Genomic DNA, 15,105 nt, shown 5'->3' with positions numbered 1-15,105 from the left:
CTCGCGGTCGGTGACGGAAAGGCGTGTGTAGGCGAGGATGGTCGACTCCAGCAGTCGGTGTGGCGGTGGTAGGCCCGGCCATCATGGCCGGTCACCGCGCACTGGCTGCTGGAACTCGCCCACCCCGCACCCCGCGATCGACGGCTTCAGTCGCGAAGCGGGCTTCGCGTCGAAGGACGTCGAAGGGCAACAGGCCGGTGAACGCGATCCCCAGCGCCATGACCAGTAGCCCCATCACCTTCTGGGCCGATGGCCCATCAAAGAGCCTGGACAGACTCCCGGCGGTCAGCCCGAGAAGGGTGAAGGGAACGGTGAACCCGGCGATGAAGAGCATGCCTCCGCTGAGCATGCGGACGCGCGTCCCCGATGCGTCTGCGCCAGCCTTGAGCTCCTGACCCGATAGGCCGGTCATGTACCCCAGGTATCCCGGGACGAGCGGGATGACGCACGGGCTGGCGAAGGAGACCACACCGGCCATGAACGCGATCCCCGTGGCGACGACGACGTTGGCGTCCATGACCGCTGCCTGAGCTTGTTGCCCGATGTCCGACATGCCCTGTGCCACGACGGCATCCACGCCTATCTCCCTCCAGTGCTGTCGTCCGCGACGGCAGCGTGCGGTTCGGTGATCGACTCGTGCAGGTACGCCGCGTCGGCGATCACCTGACGGTCGTGGGGGTATGACATCGGCGCCGACCATCGCATCGGGGGCTTGTTGACGAAGATCGGCGCCCCGGCATCCTGCTGTGCGTGGGAGTGGGCAGCGCCGTCACGACAGGCGAGAGCAGACACCGGACGGTCACGATGACCCCGGCTGGTCGAGGGAGAGCACTGACGGTCGCTTGCGCGCATCGGTGGGATCGATGACCGACGCCGTCACAGTGCGGGTGTCCTCACCGAACTCCAGGGTCACGTCGATCGTCCCGCCGACCTCCACGGGTGTCACCTCGATCAGCATCAGGTGGACATCCCCCGGACCGAAGGAGATCGAGTCCCCGGCAGGGATGGTCAAGCTGGGCAACTCGTCCATCGCCACGCGACCGTCTGGATCGATTGTGGTCTAATGCACCTGGACCTGCCTCGCAGCCGTGGTGCTGGCACCGGTCAGGACCTGGTCGGCTGAGCTGTTGTTGAAGACGTCGAGGTACACCGCCGCAGCGGCGGCAGAGGCCGCCACCGGGCTGCGGACGTCCTCGAACACCAACTCCGACACATCACCGCGCGCCGAAGTGCAGCCGACCGCGATGAGGGCGAGGATCACGAGGTGAACGGATCGTCGCCGCCACGGCGTCCGCAGCGGGACCATCACTTCGCCACGGAGTCGGGACGTCCCCACGAGGCGTCTCTGCCACTACGTCTCCTCTCCCTGTCGCGCCGGATGACCCGGCAACCCATCGACCGCACAGCGCTGCCCGCACTACTACTATCGCGTCGTAGCACCGCGGTCCAAAGTTCACGTGATCGGCGTCGGCTGCGACTGCGACGTTGAACCGGCCCGGAGCTCCGCGGTGGGCTGACGTTCGACGACTGTCTGTCAGTCCTTGGACCGAACCTGTTCGCCGGGATGGCGCCGGGTGCCACTACTACGATGGTGTCGTAGCATCCGCGGATGCATGCCCCCCATCGACCGAAGTCGGAGGTGTCATACGTGGATGAGCCAGATGGTGTGATGCTGTCCAAGCGGCAGCGACAGAAGGCACGGCGCCAAGACCGGATCGCTCGGGAGCGGGATGTCCGACGGCGAGAGAACCGCGTTCGGTTGCTCCGCTGGGCGCTGTTGATCGTCTTCGGCGGCGGCGCACTCGCGGTCCTCCTGTTCAGCGCGGTTCGTGACGTCCTCCCGGTCGACCCGCCGCAGGGGATCACCGACATCACCGTCGACAGCCGCGGGCACGTGGAAGGAGACGTCGTCTATGACACCGTGCCGCCAGCGGGTGGGGACCATTCGCCGGTGTGGCAGAACTGCGGCTTCTACCCCGAACCCATCGGGGAGGAGAACGCCGTTCACTCCCTCGAGCACGGCGCGGTCTGGATCACCTACCGGTCGGATCTGGACGAAGCCGCGGTGCAGGCGCTGGCCGAGCGGGCCGGCGGCTACGTCCTGGTCAGCCCCAGGGACGACCTCCCGTCACCGATCGTGGCGTCAGCCTGGGGCAAGCAACTTCAGCTCGACGACGCTGACGACCCTGTGCTGGAGGACTTCATACGTGCGTTCCAGCAGGGTCCGCAAACCCCTGAGCCGGGTGCAGTCTGTACTCGCGGCGTGGGCGAACCCACATGACCGCTCCTCCCGTCACGGTTCCATGTACCGACTCCACCGGAGGCTCCTTCAGCGGATGGTGGATGGTCAGTGTGGTCGTGGTCGCATTGTTGGTCGGTGCGGCTGTGGCAACGGTGGTGGTCGGACGGACCACTCCCGGGGACCGTTCGCCTGAGGCCGGGTTCGCCCGAGACATGTCGGCCCACCACGCCCAAGCGGTCGAGATGGCGGGCATCATCCTCGGAGCGGCCCCGAGCCAGGAGATCGGCATCCTGGCGGAGGACATCATGCTGTCCCAGCAGGCGCAGATCGGGCAGATGCAGGCGTGGTTGGACCTGTGGATGCTGCCGGCTGCCGGCAGTGAGGCGCCGATGACATGGATGGGCATGGCTGGCATGCCCATGGCTGGCATGGGGAGCCAGTCGGAGCTCCGGGAGTTGGCACAAGCGTCCGGGGTGGAGGCGGAACGGCGCTTCCTCCAGCTCATGATCGCCCACCACCGTGGCGGGGTCGGCATGGCTGAGGCGGTGTTGTCGCGCAGCGATCATCAAGTGGTTCGTGAGCTCGCCTCGGCGATCATCACCAGCCAGGCCAGTGAGATCGCACAGATGGAACAACTGCTCGACCGCCGGTGAACCCTCCCTGCGCATGAGCTGTCGAGCAGCTCGGTGCGATCGCCGTGCCGGTCTCTCCGTGCCCGGCCTGTGGTGGACGCTGGTATCTCGCACGCCGTGAGCCGCATGCGACCCGTCCGGTCGGCCAGCGGTCCTACGACATGGCAATAGTAGCTTCTACGCCTCGATGGATGTGCTTCCCCACCTGCGCCGCGCCTCCCTGCGCGCTTTGTCGGCCCTCGCACTGGCTGCAGCCGTGCTCCTCACTGCGGCGGTGGCGCCGGTCGATGCCCAGTCTGAGGCGGACCTCGATGCGGTCCAGGACCGCATAGAGGAGGCTGAAGCAGAGGTGCAGCGCCTTGGTGGTGAGCTCGAGGTCTCCCTGGAGCAGCTCGATGCGATCCTCGCGGAGCAACAGGCCCGCCAGGCCGCGTTGACGGCCCTCAACGATGAGCTTGCCGCTGCCGAGGCCGAACTGGCCGATCGCGAGCGGACCCTGGCCGCAACCACCGCACAGCTGGAATCCACGGCCGAACGGCTGGAGCTGACCCGTGGAGAACTTGATGCCGCCCGAGGCGAGTACGAGGCCCGCGTGCGGCAGTCCTACATCAGCGCTCGGCCGGGTCAGTCGCTCCCCGTCCTCAGTGCAGGAGACGCCGCTGACTTCGCCCAGGCGACCACGTACATGGAAGCGATCGTCAGCCGCGACCGAGTCGTCTATGAGGAGATCGATGTCCTCCAGGCGCGGATCGCCGCAGCGGAGGAGGAGTTCGGGCGTCTCCGTGCACGGCAAGACGACCAGCGCGTGGCCGCGGCGGAGGAACGTGACCGGGTGGCACGACTCGTCGCCGATCAGCAAGAACTGCTGGCCGAGGTGACCGCGCAAGCCGAGGACAAGCGGAGGGTTCTCGCGGCTCTTGAGGCTGACCGTGAATCTGCTGAGGCGCTGGTCTCTGACCTCGAGGCCGAATCGGCGCAGATCGAGCGGGAGCTGGCGGCCGCCGCCGAGCAAGCCCGTCGGGCTGCAGCCGAGGAGGCCACGTCCGAAACCGTTGGTCGTGGTCAGTCCTCAGAGGCGAGCGCCTCCTCGCCAGACCCTTCGGGATCTGGGGACGCCACAGCAGCAGACCCGGACGCCGGTTCGACCGGTGGAGGGGGTGGGTTCATAATCCCAGTCGGCGGTCGGATCTCCTCGGAGTTCGGCTACCGCACCCATCCCATATCAGGGACCACGCGTCTGCACGCGGGAATGGACATCGCCGCGGCCGGGGGGACGCCCATCGGTGCGGCCGGTGCCGGAACGGTGATCTTCGCCGGCTGGCGAGGCGGCTACGGGAACGCGGTCATCATCGACCACGGGCGAGGCGTCGCCACCCTCTACGCCCACCAATCACGCCTGGGATCCACCGTCGGCCAGCAGGTGTCCCAAGGCCAGACCATCGGCTACGTGGGGACGACGGGGTACTCAACCGGCAACCACCTCCACTGGGAGGTTCGAGTGAACGGCAGCCCGGTCAACCCGCGCGGCCACATGTAGACGTGCGGGCCAGAGCACGGCCACACCCATCGATCGAGGGCGACACCATGCGTGCACTGCAACGAGGCGGTGTGGCCGTGATGCTCAGCATCATGGCGCTGATGGCCACGGCGTCCCCTGCGGCCGCCCACGGGCGGGGGTCTGACGCGACGAACTTCCTCTCGGTCATCACCTCGGCCCCCGAGGACGATGGTGTGACGTTCGAGATCGTCAACTCTGACGAGTACCTGTTGGTGCGGAACGACGGTGAGGAGGAGGTAGCAGTCGCCGGCTACACCGGCGAACCGTACCTCCGCATCGGACCCGACGGCGCGTGGCGCAATGAGAACTCGCCTGCCACGTACCTCAACGCTGACCGGTACGGGCAGACGGTCGTGCCGAGAGGGGTCGACGGTGACGCCGAGCCGCGGTGGGAGCAGGTGTCGAGCGAGGGCGCCTTTGCCTGGCACGACCACCGGATCCACTGGATGGCCACGACCAACCCCCCCGTCGTGCAGACCGATCCTGCGTCGCGCCATCTCGTCAACGAGTGGACGGTCCCCGTCGAGATCGGCGGGCGCCCCGCCGAGATCATCGGCGAGCTCTACTGGGTCCCCGGCAGCGGTCCACTGCCCTGGCTGATCACCGCCCTCGTCCTGCTCAGCGTCCCGATCGGATGGGCTCTGTGGCGTACGCGTCCGGATGTCGGGTCCGGCCGCTGGCGAGGGCTGTCCCTGGTGTCCGGGACGGTCTTGTTGCTCCTCGCCATCGCCAACGGGATCCACCTCGTCGATGATCTGGTGGCCACCCCGATACCGCTGACGCAGAGCATCACATCGGCCTTGCAGACCGCCTTCTTCATCAGCATCGCGATGTATGCAGCGTTCCGGACGATCATCGGAGGGGAGGGCGCCTTCGTGGCGCTGGGTGCCGGAACAGGCGCCATCTTCATCGGTCAGGGACTGCTCTACGCCAGCGTGCTCGCCGCAAGCCAGACCGCGACGGTGTTCCCGGAGTTCCTCACACGCGGCGTGATCGCCGCGAGCCTTGCACAGATCGTCCCCCTCGGCATCGCCTCGGTCCTCGGGACCCGTGCGCTCCTGCCCCAGTGGGATGACGAGCCCGACGACGTGCCGTCGGCGGTGGTGAGCGGGGAATGATCGCTACCGATGGATCAGTGAGGGCGATCGGTCGGAGGTTGCCGCGCTCGGAGCCTGCGGGTGAGGTCGTGCGCCCCTACGCTCGACGTGACATGGGCTCAGCGGCGTCCGCGATCGCTCGTGCCGTCACCGGCGCGATCACCGCGCATGCCGTGTTGGCCGTGGTGGCCCAGCTGGTCGGCCATCCAGCGTTGACGGACGGTCATCGGGTGCACATGGGTGCGGCGGGCGTCGGTGCTCTTGTGAGCTTGGCCGTGGCAGTCCGCTGCCGGCTGGGTTCCTCGGTCCATGCAGAGCCAGGTCGGGGGGTCATCGCCCCGACGTCGGTGTTGGGTGTGTACCTCGCGACCGAGACCGTCATGGCCGGCGGTGAGCTCAGCCATGTCGTGGTGGACCCGTGGTTGTGGCTGGCGCCGATTGCGGTGATCGCCGCGCGGCTGGTCCTCGACAGCGCGTCGGGGGTGATCGTGGCGGCGTTGGCGGTCGTCGTCCGGCTGGGTTGGGTCAGCGTGGCCAGTGGTGGTCCCTCGGGGTGTGTGTACGTCGGTGGAGCCCTTCGGTCCACGCTGTGGTCGGTGGCGGAGTCGCGGGCTCCCCCGGTGTGGCTGGGCTGACTGCGTCTCCAGCTGCACCGCTGCTGGTGCTCCACACCGAGGTTCTCCCATGCCAGCACACCGGCGTCATCGACGTCCCGTCCTGTCCGTCGTCGTCTTCTTGTCCGTCTCGCTCGTGTTGTCCGCCGTACCGGCCGGGGCGACGTCGGACGGGGTGTGGTTCCCCGTCCAGTTGCCGCTGGACAGCTATGCCGACACCTGGGGTGCCCCGCGTGGTGGTGGTCGCAGCCATGAGGGCACCGACATTCTGGCCCCCCAGATGCGCGAGGTCTACGCCGCCGTGGGCGGGGAGATCATCAAGGCCAAGGGGGAGGACTGCCCGGTCGGGGCACCGTGTGACTCCTACTACCTCGCCGTCGCGGGTGATGACGGCCGCGGCTACTTCTACGTCCACCTGAACAACGACACACCCGACCGGCCGAACGGCTGTGATGGGCTGGGGGGTGTCGAGCATGCGTTCAGCCCTCGACTGGTCCGCGAACTCGCGGATCGGGGGACCTTGGCCGGCGTTCGGGTGGACCGTGGGGAGCACATCGGCTGGATCGGCTCCTCGGGGAACGCGGCTTGCGGGATCGACCAACTGCACTTCGAGATCTGGAACGATCGTGACTGGGGTGTGACGGGGAAGACCAACCCCTACCCGGAGCTCAGCGCCGCGGAGGACGCCGGGAGGACCACCGGATCTGGCGGTGTCGATCAGGCCGTCATGCACCGCGACGCAGGTGACGACCGCATCGGCACGGCCGCGGCGCTGTCGGCGGATGGCTTCCCAACGGCCCGGACCGTGGTGGTGGCCAGGGCCGATCGGTACACCGACGCGCTGGTCGCCGCACCGCTCGCGGCTGCCCTGGACGGGCCGGTTCTCCTCAGCCCAGCTCGCGGTGGGCTCCCCGACGCGCTCGCCTCAGAGTTGGAGCGCTTGGACCCACGTGACGCGGTCGTCATCGGAGACGTCGCACCGGAGGTCGTCGCCGAGTTGTCCGCGACCGCGGACCTGGCGCCGGACCGGATCATCCGGATCACCGGTGACGATCAGTACGAGCTGTCCGCACGCGTGGCCGACGCGGTGGTCGCTGCCGGTGGTGACGCATCGGGTGTCCTGCTGGCGGCTGGTGAAGGGCGGACGGCCGGCGGGGGATGGCCCGATGCGCTGATGGCCAGCCTGCTCGGTGCCTACCGACGGACGCCGGTGTTGTTGACCAGGCCGGACGAACTGCCGACGGTGGTGGCGAACGCCATCGACCGTATCGGCCCTGCGCGTGTGGACGTCGTCGGGGGGATCATGGCCGTCGATCCGCAGGTCGAGGCCCGGCTTGCCGACACCGTGACGACGATGCGGCTGGCCGGGCCGAGTCGTCTGGAGACGGCGCTGGTCGTCGCCGACGCGCTGTTGGATGAGGGACAGGCCGACGACGGGGTCCTGCACCTGGCCACCGCCAGCGACTACCCCGATGCGCTGGCGGCAGGACCGGCGCTGGTCGCCTCTGGTTCGGTGATGGTGCTCATGGACGCGGTTGACCGCAGCCGGCCGGTGCTGGACTGGGTCGACGCCCGGGACGGCATCGAGGAGGTCCATGCGATCGGCGGCGTCGCGGCGCTGCCCGATGAGGCGGTCAGGGCGGTGATCGATCGTGCGAGGTGACGACGTGCCGCGGTGCGGGCCGTCACGGTCACGGGTGCGGTCAGCGTCGTGTTGGCGCTCGTGGCCGCGGGTGCGGGTGTACTCCTCAGCGCCGGTCCGGCGGCCGCACACGCCCAGCTGGAGGTGACTGATCCGCCGGCCGGTGCCACCCTCACCGAGTCGCCAGTGGAGATCTCGTTGACCTACAGCGAACCGATCGAGGAGACCTTCTCCGGTGTACAGGTGTTCGACCCCGTAGGCCAGCGGGTCGATGCCGGGTCGGCCGCCATCGACGGTGCGGTGGCAACGGTGCCGATGCAGCCGCTCACCACATCGGGCACCTACACGGTCGTGTTCCGGGTGATCGGTGCCGACGGCCACCCGGTGGAATCGCGCTACACCTTCGGCTACGAACCGGCAGTCTCTGGCAGCCCGACGCCGGCACCACCCGCGCCGGCCACCCCGACACCCTTCCCGACTGCAGCGGCGTCGGAGGCGCCGGGTCAACCGGCGGCGGACTCTGAACCGGCCAGCAGCGGCGCGAACAGCAGTCCAGCACCCACACCTGAGGACCCATCCCCTCCCCCCGAGGGTGACCCCGAGCCGCCGGTCGCCGAACCCGCGCCGGCCGGGGTGGACCCGGCGTCCTTCGAGCTGCAGGAGGCCGGTCCGGGCAGCTCAGCGGGCTTGTTCGTCGCCCGGGTGGTCGACTACGCGGCCCTCGCAGTGCTGGTCGGCACGCTGCTCGCGCTCATGTGGATGGTCGGTCCAGACGAGGGCGCCCCGTCGGCGCGTCGCCGGTTGCGACGCCTGGCCGTTGCCGCGGCGTCTGGCCTGGCCGTCGCGTCAGCGCTGCTGTTCATCTTCGGGCTCTCCACCGCTGCGGCCGAACCCCTGCCCCAAGCGGTGACGGGCGACCTGATCGGCCGGTTCTTGTCCACCCGCTTCGGGCTGTTGGTGGCGGTCCAGGGGCTGGTGGCCATCGGGGTGGCGGCCCTCCTCGCCGTCACCGCTGGACGCGCAGGGTTGGTCATGGCCGCCACGGCGACCACCGTCGCGGCGGCGCTCCCAGGGTTGTGGGGGCATGCGGGTGCCACCGATCCCATGTGGATCGCCGTCGGCCTTGACTGGCTCCACGTCGCGGCGGCCACCTCGTGGGTGGGGGGACTGGCCGTCGTGGTCGTCTGGGGGCTCATCGCCGGGCCCGAGGAGTTCGTCGGCCCCGCCCGGCGGTTCAGCAAGGTGGCAGGGACGGCCATCTGGCTGCTGCTCGCGTCCGGGGTCGGCTCGGCGTTGTTGCACGTCGGTGCGGTTGAACAGCTGACCGACACCAGATACGGGCTGCTCGTCCTCGGCAAGGTGGTCGCGTTCGTGGTCATCGCCGGGCTGGGCTGGCGCAACCGCGCGACGGTGCTCCCGCGACTGGCCCGGACCGCGGACAGCCATACCGTCGGACTGTTCCGCCGCTTCGCCGGCGTCGAGATCGCCGTCATGGTCCTCGCCCTCGGTCTGGCCGGTGGTCTGGCGTCGAGCATCCCCGCGGAGGCAGAGGTCGCCAGCCGCATCCAGTCGGTCACCATCGCCTTGACCGACACCGCGACGGTCAACCTGACCGTCGACCCGGCCCAGTCGGGTCCCAACGTGGTGCACCTCTACATCCTGGGCCCCGACGGACGGCCACGTCCGGTCGATGACACGACCATGCGCCTCATCGCCCCCTCCGGCGACGCGCTCACCGTCGAGCTGTTGGTGGCCGGCCCCGGCCACTTCACCACCCTCTCACAACGACTCCCCGAACCGGGCGACTACCAGGTCCAGATCGGCGTGGACCTGGACGGGACCAGTGAGGATGCGACGTCGACGCTGACCATCAGATGAGGACCGACATGGGTGATGACCACGCACACGTCAACGCCGCCCACGCGGGAGCCGCCCACCGCCGCCCCCTCTTGGCGGCGGCGTGCCTGACCGGCGGCTACTTCCTCGTGGAGCTCATCGGGGGGCTGATCACCAACTCCTTGGCGCTGCTGGGTGATGCGGCACACATGTTCACCGACGTCCTCGGGTTGGGCATGGCGTTGGCCGCCATCCAGGCGGCCATCCGGAGCGACGCGGCATCGCATCGGACGTTCGGGCTGTACCGCCTGGAGATCCTCGCCGCACTCGCCAACGCGGTGTTGCTCTTCGGCGTGGCCATCTGGATCCTCGTCGAGGCCGTCCGCCGCTTCGGTGATCCGCCTGAGGTCCTCAGCACCCCGCTGCTCGTCGTCGCCGTCGTCGGTCTGGTCGTGAACGTGATCGCCTACCTGTTGCTCAGACGGGGCGCAGGCGAGTCACTCAACGTCGAAGGCGCCTACCTCGAGGTCCTCGCCGACACCCTCGGCTCGGTCGGGGTGATCATCGCCGCGATCGTCATCCAGACCACCGGGTTCACGCTGATCGACCCGATCTTCGCCGTCGGCATCGGCCTGTTCGTGCTGCCGCGGACCTGGCGCCTGGGCAGCAAGGCGCTCAGGGTCCTGTTGCAACAGGCTCCGCCGCACGTCGACGTCGACACGATCCGTGCCGACCTGACCGGCCTGCCAGATGTCACCGACGTCCACGACCTCCACGTCTGGACGCTGACATCCGGGATGGATGTGGTCAGTGCCCACCTCCGGATCGCCGACGGCGGAGACGACCACGTGGTGCTCGACCGCGCCCGTGACCTCCTGCGCACCGAGCACGGCATCAGCCACTCCACGCTGCAAGTCGAAGTGCCCGACCACGCCCACTGCGCCGATTGTGAGGAGACCTGGTGATCCACACGGAACACACGACCCACCCTGCCCGCACGCCGACACGCCGGACGCTGCTGCGTGGCGCGACCGCCGCCATGGCTCTGCTGGTCGTCGGCTGTGAGTCCGATGACGACGGCACCGACATCGCCGCCACACCGGTCAGCGAAGCCGCTCAGGCCACCTTGTTGGAGCAGATCGCCCCGGACCGCACGGCCGACCTGTCGGTCATCAACGCGAGCTTCGAGACGCTCACCGGCGAGGATCGGCTCTTCGCCTTCGGACTGGTCGGACCGGACAACACCCCGGTCCGTGACCAGGAGGTGACGGTGTACGCCGGCGTCAGGATGAACGAGGCGCTGCAGGGACCGTTGACCACGACGTTCCACGACGTCCCCAACCAGCCCTTGGGCATGTACTCGGTCCGCCTGGACCTGCCGGAGGCCGGCACGGTGCCGTTGATCGCCGTGACCGCCGACGGCGGGGCCGGGCAGACGGCCCTGCGGGTCGCCGACCCGGAATCCTCGGTGGTGCTGGCCACCGGTGAAGAAGCTCCGGCGGTCGCCACCCCGACACTGGATGACCCATTGGGGTTCGAGTCCATCTGCACCCGTCAGCCTCCCTGTGACATGCACGCCGCCAGCCTGGACACCGCCCTCGCTGAGGGACGGCCGGTCATGTTGACCATCGCCACCCCGGCGTTCTGTGAGACGGCGATCTGCGGGCCGACGGTGGACGTGGTCGAGGACGTGCGGACCGGCGGTGAGGTGCCCGAGGGCATCGAGTGGATCCACCTCGAGGTGTTCAGCGACGCGGGCACCACCCTGGCCGACCAGGTCGAGGCCTTCCAGTTGCAATCCGAGCCGTGGATCTTCGGGATCGATGGCGCCGGCACGGTCGTCGGCCGGCTCGACGGCCCCCTCACCGTCCTGCCCGATGAGATCGCCGCCCTCGCGACCGCCACGGCATGAAGCCGCTGCACGTGCTCGGGCCGCTGGTCATGCTCTTCGGGCTGGTCGGGTGTGGTGACACGGGCACGGGAGACCAGCCGTCGGCCACCGCGTCCTGTGATGCACCGGAGTTCCCCCTGGTGCAGTTCGGCAGCCACCTCCTCGGCGATGCGAAGCCGCCGGTGCCCTACAGCTCTGTGCCTCCCTCGTCGGGATGGCACGCATCTGGTGCGCTGGACATCGCCATCTACCCGCCGTCCAACGCCCTCAGTGAACCACAGCAGGTCAGCATCCTTGAGTCAGGCGCGGTCGTGATCACCTACGACGAACTCGCCGAGGACGACGTGCAGTCGCTCACCGACCGCATCGAGTCCGCCCACGCCGGCCAGGCCGCCGTCACCCCGTACGAACGGCTTGATGACAGCGCCGTGGCGATGACCGCGTGGGGTGTGGTCCAGCGCTGTGACGACCTCGACCTGTCCGCCATCGAGACCTTCATCGAAGCCTACGCCGTCGAAGACCCCTTCGTGCCCGGAACCGACCGGACACCCCGTCCCCCAGACGCCCCGGAAGCGGACCAGACATGACGGTGCACGTCGTCGCATCGGGCATCCCACCGCTCCTCGCGACCACCCAGGACAGCGGCGGCGCGGGCCCCACCATCGCATTCCTGGTCACGGTCACCGTGGCCGTCACCGTCCTGGGGCTCATGGTCCGGCGTGTCATGACCAGGACGTCCACACCACAGCCGCCGTCGCCAGCCGGCCACGACGACGCGGTGGGGGGCGGTGACCCCCAGAAGCCCACCGAGCCTCATCCCCGGAGCTCACCCGACGCCGCAGCCGACGATGACGGCCCCCCACCCCGCGACCCATGAGAAGTCCACCGGTCCCTACACCCAGCCGGCTGGCCGTGACCGTGCTGCTGGTCGTGGTCGTCGCGGTCCCGAGCGGCGCGGCAGGGCTGGACGTCGAGGACGCCGAGGTGCAACTCGACGAGGCTCGTGACGCACTGACGTCCGTCGAGGCCGGGCTCGACCGGCTGAGCGGCGAGTACGAGGAGGCGATCAGCCATCTGGCCCGCCTGGAGGACGAACGGGGGGACGTAGGGCAACGCGTCGATGCAGCCCGCGGGCGCGTGGCATCGGCACGAGCTGGCGTCGAGGTGGCGATCCGACGCCTGTACATGCGTCCCGGAGGATTCGCGGAGTGGGCGATCGACGCGGTCCAGGCATCTCCCTCTGTCGGATCCGCCCTGCATCGCATCGCGCTGCTCCAACGGCTCCCCGTGGGCATGGCCGCCCGCGCCGACCGGCTGCGACGGACCACTGACCTCGTCGCCGACGAGGTCGCCCAGCACGCCATGACGCTCGTCGGAGTCGCCGCGGGCGCCGCCGACCTGGCCGATGCCCGCCGACGTCTGGAGGCCGAGCTGGCCGCTACGCGGGCGGTGGTCACCTCCGCACAAGACCGCCTGGAAGACGCTCGGCGCGCAGCCGCACGCCGAGCTGCTGCCGAAGAGGCGGCACGCGCGGCCACCCATCTCGACCAGCCACCACCCACTATGGCCTGCCCGCTGGGTCTGCCCAACGGTTTCACCGACTCCTGGGGCGCCCCCCGCTCAGGCGGTCGGGGCCACGAAGGGGTTGACATGTTCGCCGCCCGCGGCACCCCCGTCTACGCCGTCGCCGACGGCACCGTCAGGGTCGGCGACAACCGGCTTGGAGGCCTGACGGTGAACCTCGAGGACGTCGCCGGCAACGCCTACTACTACGCTCACCTCGACGCCACCACCGTCCGGACCGGCCAGCAGGTCTCAGCCGGCGACGTCATCGGCCTGGCCGGCACCTCCGGAAACGCCGCCGGCACCCCTCCGCACCTCCACTGGCAGGTCCGGCCCGGCGGCGGGCCGACGGTCAACCCGTTCCCTCTCGCCGACCTGCTCTGTCGCAGTTCATGACCCCCAAGCCTCCGGCGCCACACCGGGTAGTGCCCCACTGGGACTGATCGCCCATCCTCCTCGCGCTCCTGCTCGCCCTCCTGCCCGCCGCCGGCAACATCACCGGCGGCACGATCGCCGAGCTCAGCCCCCCATCGGACGCATGGCGCAACCGCGCGCTGCACGCAGCCGCCGGAGTGGTCGTCGCGGTGGTCGCCGTCGAGATCATGCCGCGAGCCCTCGACGTGCTCAACGGCTGGCACATCGCGGCGGCATTCACGACCGGGGGGGTGCTGTACCTCGTCGCCCAGGCGTTGATCGAACGGCGCAGCACCACCGGAGGACGGATGTGGCTGATCTACCTCGCCATCGCGACGGACCTCTTCGGTGACGGCCTCATGATCGGCGCCGGCACCTCGATCGGATCAGGCGTCGGCCTCGTGCTCGCCATCGGGCAGATCCTCGCCGACATCCCCGAGGGCGCCGCGGCCACGATGACCTTCCGAGCCAACGACGTGCCCCGCCGTCGACGGCTGTGGCTGTCCGCCGCCGCGGTCCTGCCCGTCCTCACCGGGGCAGCGCTGTCATTCCTGCTGTTGCGCGGACGACCCGAAGGCTACCAACTCGCGGCCCTCGTCGGCACCGCAGGTCTCTTCACCGTCGCGGCGTTCGAGGACATGATCCAGGAGGCCCACGAGAGCGACGACGACTCAAAGACCTCCTCCGTCGCCCTCCTGCTCGGGTTCGCCGTCTTCACCATCGCATCCACCGCGCTCGGATGACCGCCACCCGGCTCCGACCACCGGCGGCCGCGGAGAGCTCGTGATGGATCAGCGGGGACGCTCCGGCACGGTGCCGGCGGCCAAGTAGATGGCCCCGCCCAGCATCTCGACATACGCCGTGTCGGACGTCACCGCCTCCACCGCCTCCCACGGCCGATGGTCCCGATAGGCCTCGGACACCCCGAAGGGGCGGTTGATCGCCGACACCAGCCGCACAAGCCACCGCGGCCATCCCTCAGGATCACGGAGACCGGTGACGGCCACCCGCCCACCAGTGGGGAGCTGGGTGACAAGACGATCGATGACCTCGCGGTAATCCGGCAGCATCTCCATGGCGAAGGAGCCCATGACCGCCGACGTGCCCGGCGGAAGCTCGTAGGTGGCGATGTCAGCCTCAACCAGCTCCACCACGTCGACGCCGGCGCGCTCCACCCGGCGCCGGGCCCGCTCTAACATGCCCGGTGACACGTCCACCCCGACCACCCGGCCACTCGAACCCACAGCCTCAGCGAGCAACGGCAGGTTTCGTCCCGTCCCGGTACCCAGGTCCACCACCATGTCACCAGGCTGCAGACCCAACGTCGCGATGGCCTCGTCCGCCAACCGGTAGGCACCCACCGCCTGGTAGGCCAACGTCGCTACATCGTAGAGCGGCGCCATCCGGTCATACAGCCGTCGGACCCCTGCAGCATCCAGAACCGACGGACGGCTCGCTCGTCCACGGCGCCACCACCGGACGATCCCTGCAGTGGCGACCACCGCGACGAGAGGGGTCGCCCGCCGGTTCAGCACCGTCTCCAGCTCGTGATCGGCATCCGGCCCACCCGTCACCGGGGGATCCTCCGTGTCAGCGCGGCGCGGAGTTGCTCCAGG

16 protein-coding genes are annotated in these 15,105 nt (G+C 69.3%); 12 read left to right on the top strand and 4 right to left on the bottom strand.

All coding sequences use genetic code 11. The features are described 5' to 3' along the window. Nucleotides 1–91: 91 nt before the first annotated feature. The 3 genes from ACEQ2X_RS11575 to ACEQ2X_RS11565 form a co-directional block, all read right to left on the bottom strand. A complete protein-coding gene (locus tag ACEQ2X_RS11575) occupies nt 92–577 on the bottom strand; it encodes a cytochrome c biogenesis CcdA family protein (RefSeq protein ID WP_370325968.1) in 486 nt (161 codons plus the stop codon). 222 nt (nt 578–799) lie between these two features. After that, the gene (locus ACEQ2X_RS11570; RefSeq protein ID WP_370325969.1) at nt 800–1,054 is read right to left on the bottom strand and encodes a copper chaperone PCu(A)C; all 255 of its coding nucleotides are present in this window, start codon (nt 1,052–1,054) and stop codon (nt 800–802) included. Between the two features lie 6 nt (nt 1,055–1,060). Next, complete coding sequence (locus tag ACEQ2X_RS11565) at nt 1,061–1,261, bottom strand: hypothetical protein (protein ID WP_370325967.1); 201 nt, start codon at nt 1,259–1,261, stop codon at nt 1,061–1,063. 387 nt (nt 1,262–1,648) lie between these two features. Between ACEQ2X_RS11565 and ACEQ2X_RS11560 the strand changes: the two genes are divergently transcribed. From ACEQ2X_RS11560 to ACEQ2X_RS11505, 12 genes are all read left to right on the top strand, one after another. Then, a complete protein-coding gene (locus ACEQ2X_RS11560) occupies nt 1,649–2,281 on the top strand; it encodes a DUF3105 domain-containing protein (protein ID WP_370325966.1) in 633 nt (210 codons plus the stop codon). 62 nt (nt 2,282–2,343) lie between these two features. After that, nucleotides 2,344–2,895 (top strand): DUF305 domain-containing protein, encoded by a 552-nt coding sequence (locus tag ACEQ2X_RS11555; RefSeq protein ID WP_370325965.1) that lies wholly within the window; start codon nt 2,344–2,346, stop codon nt 2,893–2,895. 166 nt (nt 2,896–3,061) lie between these two features. Then, nucleotides 3,062–4,411, top strand: a complete 1,350-nt coding sequence (locus ACEQ2X_RS11550; protein WP_370325964.1) for a murein hydrolase activator EnvC — start codon at nt 3,062–3,064, stop codon at nt 4,409–4,411. A gap of 47 nt (nt 4,412–4,458) precedes the next feature. Further along, nucleotides 4,459–5,550 (top strand): hypothetical protein, encoded by a 1,092-nt coding sequence (locus ACEQ2X_RS11545; RefSeq protein ID WP_372530562.1) that lies wholly within the window; start codon nt 4,459–4,461, stop codon nt 5,548–5,550. A 92-nt stretch (nt 5,551–5,642) separates the two neighbouring features. Then, entirely contained in the window at nt 5,643–6,164 is a 522-nt protein-coding gene (locus ACEQ2X_RS11540; protein ID WP_370325962.1) for a hypothetical protein, read from the top strand. 259 nt (nt 6,165–6,423) lie between these two features. After that, nucleotides 6,424–7,806: a cell wall-binding repeat-containing protein gene (locus ACEQ2X_RS11535; protein WP_370325961.1), complete on the top strand. Its 1,383-nt coding sequence runs from the start codon at nt 6,424–6,426 to the stop codon at nt 7,804–7,806. 12 nt (nt 7,807–7,818) lie between these two features. Then, the gene (locus ACEQ2X_RS11530; protein WP_370325960.1) at nt 7,819–9,663 is read left to right on the top strand and encodes a copper resistance CopC/CopD family protein; all 1,845 of its coding nucleotides are present in this window, start codon (nt 7,819–7,821) and stop codon (nt 9,661–9,663) included. Nucleotides 9,664–9,671: 8 nt separating this feature from the next. Beyond that, entirely contained in the window at nt 9,672–10,586 is a 915-nt protein-coding gene (locus tag ACEQ2X_RS11525; RefSeq protein WP_370325959.1) for a cation diffusion facilitator family transporter, read from the top strand. Further along, on the top strand, nt 10,583–11,533 hold the full coding sequence (locus ACEQ2X_RS11520; RefSeq protein WP_370325958.1) for a hypothetical protein: 951 nt from the start codon (nt 10,583–10,585) through the stop codon (nt 11,531–11,533). Before ACEQ2X_RS11525 ends, ACEQ2X_RS11520 begins: the two co-directional genes overlap by 4 nt. A gap of 119 nt (nt 11,534–11,652) precedes the next feature. After that, complete coding sequence (locus tag ACEQ2X_RS11515) at nt 11,653–12,099, top strand: DUF3105 domain-containing protein (protein WP_370325957.1); 447 nt, start codon at nt 11,653–11,655, stop codon at nt 12,097–12,099. 286 nt (nt 12,100–12,385) lie between these two features. Beyond that, nucleotides 12,386–13,471, top strand: a complete 1,086-nt coding sequence (locus ACEQ2X_RS11510; RefSeq protein WP_372530561.1) for a murein hydrolase activator EnvC — start codon at nt 12,386–12,388, stop codon at nt 13,469–13,471. Nucleotides 13,472–13,659: 188 nt separating this feature from the next. Continuing rightward, nucleotides 13,660–14,232 (top strand): ZIP family metal transporter, encoded by a 573-nt coding sequence (locus ACEQ2X_RS11505; protein ID WP_370325955.1) that lies wholly within the window; start codon nt 13,660–13,662, stop codon nt 14,230–14,232. Between the two features lie 48 nt (nt 14,233–14,280). On the opposite strand, the gene ACEQ2X_RS11500 is transcribed toward ACEQ2X_RS11505, so the two are convergent. Beyond that, the gene (locus ACEQ2X_RS11500; protein ID WP_370325954.1) at nt 14,281–15,063 is read right to left on the bottom strand and encodes a class I SAM-dependent methyltransferase; all 783 of its coding nucleotides are present in this window, start codon (nt 15,061–15,063) and stop codon (nt 14,281–14,283) included. Between the last annotated feature and the right edge of the window lie 42 nt (nt 15,064–15,105).

It is taken from the genome of Euzebya sp., assembly GCF_964222135.1.
Classification (GTDB): domain Bacteria; phylum Actinomycetota; class Nitriliruptoria; order Euzebyales; family Euzebyaceae; genus Euzebya.
Note: the sequence above shows the minus strand (reverse complement) of the source record. Positions and strands in the feature narration are given on the sequence as shown.

Excerpts from the sequence above, each read along its gene's own strand:
- ACEQ2X_RS11555 (WP_370325965.1), top strand. The coding sequence starts at position 2,344 with ATGGTCAGTGTGGTCGTGGTCGCATTGTTGGTCGGTGCGGCTGTGGCA.
- ACEQ2X_RS11550 (WP_370325964.1), top strand. The coding sequence starts at position 3,062 with ATGGATGTGCTTCCCCACCTGCGCCGCGCCTCCCTGCGCGCTTTGTCG.
- ACEQ2X_RS11545 (WP_372530562.1), top strand. The coding sequence starts at position 4,459 with ATGCGTGCACTGCAACGAGGCGGTGTGGCCGTGATGCTCAGCATCATG.
- ACEQ2X_RS11540 (WP_370325962.1), top strand. The coding sequence starts at position 5,643 with ATGGGCTCAGCGGCGTCCGCGATCGCTCGTGCCGTCACCGGCGCGATC.
- ACEQ2X_RS11535 (WP_370325961.1), top strand. The coding sequence starts at position 6,424 with ATGCGCGAGGTCTACGCCGCCGTGGGCGGGGAGATCATCAAGGCCAAG.
- ACEQ2X_RS11525 (WP_370325959.1), top strand. The coding sequence starts at position 9,672 with ATGGGTGATGACCACGCACACGTCAACGCCGCCCACGCGGGAGCCGCC.
- ACEQ2X_RS11510 (WP_372530561.1), top strand. The coding sequence starts at position 12,386 with ATGAGAAGTCCACCGGTCCCTACACCCAGCCGGCTGGCCGTGACCGTG.